The sequence below is a fragment of the Synechococcus sp. CCY9202 genome, assembly GCF_034931685.1.
In the GTDB taxonomy this organism is placed as follows: domain Bacteria; phylum Cyanobacteriota; class Cyanobacteriia; order PCC-6307; family Cyanobiaceae; genus CBW1002.
Map to the genome: position 1 here is coordinate 1 of NZ_JAYGID010000143.1, position 3,377 is coordinate 3,377.

General features: G+C 63.2%; 7 protein-coding genes and 3 pseudogenes. 3 read left to right on the forward strand and 7 right to left on the reverse strand.

Going from position 1 to position 3,377, the window contains the following annotated elements; all coding sequences use genetic code 11:
- Nucleotides 1–96: 96 nt before the first annotated feature.
- The 4 genes and pseudogenes from VB777_RS17260 to VB777_RS17275 form a co-directional block, all read right to left on the reverse strand.
- Nucleotides 97–465 (reverse strand): annotated as a pseudogene (locus VB777_RS17260) (DUF3427 domain-containing protein); the annotation flags it as partial.
- Between the two features lie 6 nt (nucleotides 466–471).
- Nucleotides 472–687, reverse strand: coding sequence for a type II toxin-antitoxin system HicA family toxin (locus VB777_RS17265; protein WP_323250516.1), 216 nt, complete (start codon nucleotides 685–687; stop codon nucleotides 472–474).
- Nucleotides 680–886, reverse strand: a complete 207-nt coding sequence (locus VB777_RS17270; protein WP_197155549.1) for a type II toxin-antitoxin system HicB family antitoxin — start codon at nucleotides 884–886, stop codon at nucleotides 680–682. Before VB777_RS17270 ends, VB777_RS17265 begins: the two co-directional genes overlap by 8 nt.
- Nucleotides 887–941: 55 nt before the next feature.
- A pseudogene (locus tag VB777_RS17275) lies at nucleotides 942–1,344 on the reverse strand (DUF3427 domain-containing protein); the annotation flags it as partial.
- 21 nt (nucleotides 1,345–1,365) lie between these two features.
- Here VB777_RS17275 and VB777_RS17280 point away from each other — a divergent pair.
- The 3 genes from VB777_RS17280 to VB777_RS17290 are packed head-to-tail and all read left to right on the forward strand — an operon-like array spanning nucleotide 1,366 to nucleotide 2,034.
- Nucleotides 1,366–1,689 carry a nucleotidyltransferase domain-containing protein gene (locus tag VB777_RS17280; protein ID WP_322756933.1) on the forward strand — a complete coding sequence of 108 codons (324 nt, stop codon included), beginning with the start codon at nucleotides 1,366–1,368 and terminating at the stop codon, nucleotides 1,687–1,689.
- Nucleotides 1,682–1,906: a HEPN domain-containing protein gene (locus VB777_RS17285; RefSeq protein WP_322756932.1), complete on the forward strand. Its 225-nt coding sequence runs from the start codon at nucleotides 1,682–1,684 to the stop codon at nucleotides 1,904–1,906. Before VB777_RS17280 ends, VB777_RS17285 begins: the two co-directional genes overlap by 8 nt.
- Entirely contained in the window at nucleotides 1,906–2,034 is a 129-nt protein-coding gene (locus VB777_RS17290; RefSeq protein ID WP_323250518.1) for a hypothetical protein, read from the forward strand. The genes VB777_RS17285 and VB777_RS17290 overlap by 1 nt, the downstream gene beginning before the upstream one ends.
- Nucleotides 2,035–2,090: 56 nt before the next feature.
- Here the strand turns inward: VB777_RS17290 and VB777_RS17295 are convergent.
- The 3 genes and pseudogenes from VB777_RS17295 to VB777_RS17305 form a co-directional block, all read right to left on the reverse strand.
- Nucleotides 2,091–2,461 (reverse strand): annotated as a pseudogene (locus VB777_RS17295) (DUF3427 domain-containing protein); the annotation flags it as partial.
- A complete protein-coding gene (locus VB777_RS17300) occupies nucleotides 2,350–3,036 on the reverse strand; it encodes a type II toxin-antitoxin system death-on-curing family toxin (RefSeq protein ID WP_323250520.1) in 687 nt (228 codons plus the stop codon). The gene VB777_RS17300 and the pseudogene VB777_RS17295, both read right to left, overlap by 112 nt.
- Complete coding sequence (locus VB777_RS17305; protein WP_322756930.1) at nucleotides 3,033–3,227, reverse strand: DNA-binding protein; 195 nt, start codon at nucleotides 3,225–3,227, stop codon at nucleotides 3,033–3,035. The genes VB777_RS17300 and VB777_RS17305 overlap by 4 nt, the downstream gene beginning before the upstream one ends.
- Nucleotides 3,228–3,377 lie beyond the last annotated feature (150 nt).

Genomic DNA, 3,377 nt, shown 5'->3' on the forward strand with positions numbered 1-3,377 from the left:
AAGGGCCCGCAACTGCTGAGCTTCGTCCTCGCTGAGGACCAGCGGAGGCATCGGACGACCAAGCGCCACAGGGCACCTCGGGTGACACCCCTGATTTTAGCTGTTATTTCCAGGACGGGACACTAGCCGGCCTGAGCATTCACAAACCGCCAACCCCATCCCCTGCATCCACCCCGCCGGTATCGCCCGCTCCAGCCTCCATCGAATCGCCATCGGCCGCTCCGCCTCGTGGCTTTCGTAGCGGACAAACCCCAGACACCGAAACGGCTCCGTGACACCCCCGGCGCGGCCCCCTTCGCGCCGGTGCTCGCGCACGAACCGCAGCACCCGTGAACCCCGCGTCTCGTGGTGGATGTACCGCTGGCCGCTGGGGGAGGCGGCTGTGGTGATGCTCTGGCTCTCCCAGAGGAACAGGGAGGGACCGAGCGCCAGGTCGCGATAGCGGGTGGAGGGGGAGAAGAGAGATCCGTTTCAGAGCAGATCCAGAAACTCGCTCCCATCCACCTTGGCCTGCCTCAGCACACACGCGAGGGTGCCGATCTTGACCGTTTTGTGGAGAGGAACGACGCAACCCCGGCTACCGCATCGCATCACCACATGGCTGCCGTTCTGGCGTACGGCGTTGAAACCCAGGCGTTCCAGCGCACGGGTGATCTCCCTACCGGAAAGGTGCGGGAGCTTAGGCATGCGCTGGAACGGTGAACAGGGTCACCAGGGGGTGGCCCTTGATCACGGCGGGGAACTCCTCCAGATAGAGAGTGGTGGCTTCGCGAAGGTTGGCGAGGGCCTCCTCAATGGATTCCCCTTCCGTTGTGGTGCCTGTTTCAGGGTTGAAGGCCACATACCCGCCTTCTTCCGCAGGTGTGAGCACAGCGGTGAGTTCCATCGGCGCCGGTCTGGTGGGCTCAGTCTGATGGGATTTGGCCATTGCCGCTGCCCCCTCAAACCGCCAACCCCATCCCCTGCATCCACCCCGCCGGTATCGCCCGCTCCAGCCGACACCGAATCGCCATCGGCCGCTCTCCCCTCGTGGCTCTCCCAGTGGAACAGCGCGGGGCCCAGGGCCAGGTCGCGGTAGCGGGTGGTGGGGGAGAAGAGGGATTCGCTCTTGTTGAGGGTCACAAAGAGCAGATCGCACTGGCTGGGTTCGTGCCAGAGCACGCCTTCGCGGTGGATCCAGGGGGCGTCGCCCGTCAGGATCCCGAACGCCGCTTCGATTTCGGCCCGGCTGTAGCGGCCGTGGACGCGCACCGGGATAGGCCGGCCCCAGGGCCGCAACTCCAGCAGTTGGTGCAGGTCGTGGCGCCAGGCGGCGGCTGCCTGGCTGAAGGTCAAGCACCTGGCATAGCCGGCGATGATGGAAGCATGGGAAAGGCACCGCTCGTCACTCAGGAAGCCCTGAAGGCCTTCACCGATCGCCTGGTGGAGGCGTTTGCCCCTGAGCAGGTGATTCTGTTCGGCTCGATGGCACGAGGAACAGCCGGTCTGGAGTCGGATGCCGATGTGTTGGTGGTGATGCCCTTTGAAGGGAGAGCCCTGGAGAAGATCCTGGAAATCCGCGAGGTTTGCCACCCTGAGTTTCCTCTGGACATGCTTCTTTGGCGACCGGAGGACATACCCAGGCGCTACCGCTGGGGAGACCCATTCATCCGTGCAGCCCTCGACCACGGTGTGGTGTTGCATGGCTGAGCGCAATCCTGTTGTTGACGAGTGGATCAGCAAGGCCGAGGGAGATTGGCGGGCCATGCAGTTGTTGCATCAGCAGCCAGGGCATGAGGATGCGGTGGTCTTTCACGCTCAGCAGTGTCTGGAGAAGTACTTCAGGGCAGCCCTGATTGCTCATGGGGAGACTGTGCAGAAGATCCATGATCTTCGGGAACTCTCCAGGCAGCTCGGGATCCCCTGATGCCGGATTGGGAGGCTGATCCTTCCGATCTGACCCGGATCACCCAGGGAGGGGTGATGTTTCGCTACCCGGGGATGGAGGCCCAAGCAGAGGACGCCGCCAGGGCCGTTGCCATCCCCAAGGCGTGAGGCAGCGGCATTCCGGGTGGCTGGGCACCCTTTCTGAAGCCGGTTGAACGGCATCCTCAAACCGCCAACCTCATCCCCTGCATCCACCCCGCCGGTATCGCCCGCTCCAGCCTCCACCGAATCGCCATCGGCCGCTCCCCCTCGTGGCTTTCGTAGCGGACAAACCCCAGACACCGAAACGGCTCTGTGACAACTGCCCGGTGGTGGAGGCGGCGGTGGTGGTGCTCTGGCTCTCCCAGTGGAACAGGAACGGGCCGAGAGCCAGGTCGCGGTAGCGGGTGGACGGGGAGAAGAGGGCTTCGCTCTTGTTGAGGGTCACGAACAGCAGGTCGGTCTGGCTGGGTTCGTGCCAGAGGACGCCTTCGCGGTGGATCCAGGGGGCGTCGTCGCGCAGGATCCCGAAGCCGCCAGGCTTCTGCGCAGCAGTAGGCGGCTTCGACAAGATCCGTGAGATGCGGCGACTCTGTCAGGCGCACTTTCCCCTGGATCTTCTAGTCCGGAGGCCGGAAGAGATCGAGATTCGCTATCGGGAGGTGATCCGGTCGTGCGCGAAGCTCTCGACCATGGCGAGGTGCTCCATGGTTGAGCCCTGGTCGGCCGTTCCGGAGTGGATTGCCAAGGCCGAGGGAGATTGGGAAGCCCCAGGGAACTCCTGAGCTGGCGCCCAAGCGCTCCGGAGGCCACAGCCAGAATGGTGGCTTCCGCTGCTTCCGTCGAAGCCGTCAGTTCATACCCATTGAGCATCAGCATGACTTCCATGGCGGCATGACCGATGCGTTTGTTGCCATCCACAAAGGGATGGTTCCTGATCAAAGAAATGCCAAGTGCTGCTGCCTTATCGACGAGAGTGGGATAGAGATCAGTACCCGAGAATGTCTGGCGGGGCTGCGAGAGTGACGCCTCCAGCAGGCCGAGGTCCCGCAATCCGGGCAACCCACCAGAGGTGACGATCAGACGGCGATGCAGCTCCAGAACCTCGCTGAGGCTGAGAAAGCGAATCAAGCCAGGCGCCGGTAGAGCTCCTTATTCTTTGCCAGCACTTGGGAGGCGGCGACTTCAAAGTCAGCGGAGGGCCTGCTCAACAGATCGCGAACGGCGGCTGTCGCCAGATCCTGCTGGGCCACGTTGAGCCGTACCGCCACCTCGGCGAGGACACGGGACTGCTCTTCATTGAGATTGATGGCGAGGGCCATGGCACTCCTCCAAGACCCTCACTTTAGGAGTTTGCGGAAAAACCGCCTGAGAAGTCGCGTTTTTCCCTCCTGAGACCTGGGCCGGAGCTCCTATCGGGCTGGTTTTCAGGGTTTCAGCGGCTCAGAGCTCCCCTTTTGGTGTGTTTTGCC

Excerpts from the sequence above, each read along its gene's own strand:
- VB777_RS17265 (WP_323250516.1), bottom strand. The coding sequence starts at position 687 with ATGCCTAAGCTCCCGCACCTTTCCGGTAGGGAGATCACCCGTGCGCTG.
- VB777_RS17270 (WP_197155549.1), bottom strand. The coding sequence starts at position 886 with ATGGAACTCACCGCTGTGCTCACACCTGCGGAAGAAGGCGGGTATGTG.
- VB777_RS17280 (WP_322756933.1), top strand. The coding sequence starts at position 1,366 with ATGGGAAAGGCACCGCTCGTCACTCAGGAAGCCCTGAAGGCCTTCACC.
- VB777_RS17285 (WP_322756932.1), top strand. The coding sequence starts at position 1,682 with ATGGCTGAGCGCAATCCTGTTGTTGACGAGTGGATCAGCAAGGCCGAG.
- VB777_RS17290 (WP_323250518.1), top strand. The coding sequence starts at position 1,906 with ATGCCGGATTGGGAGGCTGATCCTTCCGATCTGACCCGGATCACCCAG.
- VB777_RS17305 (WP_322756930.1), bottom strand. The coding sequence starts at position 3,227 with ATGGCCCTCGCCATCAATCTCAATGAAGAGCAGTCCCGTGTCCTCGCC.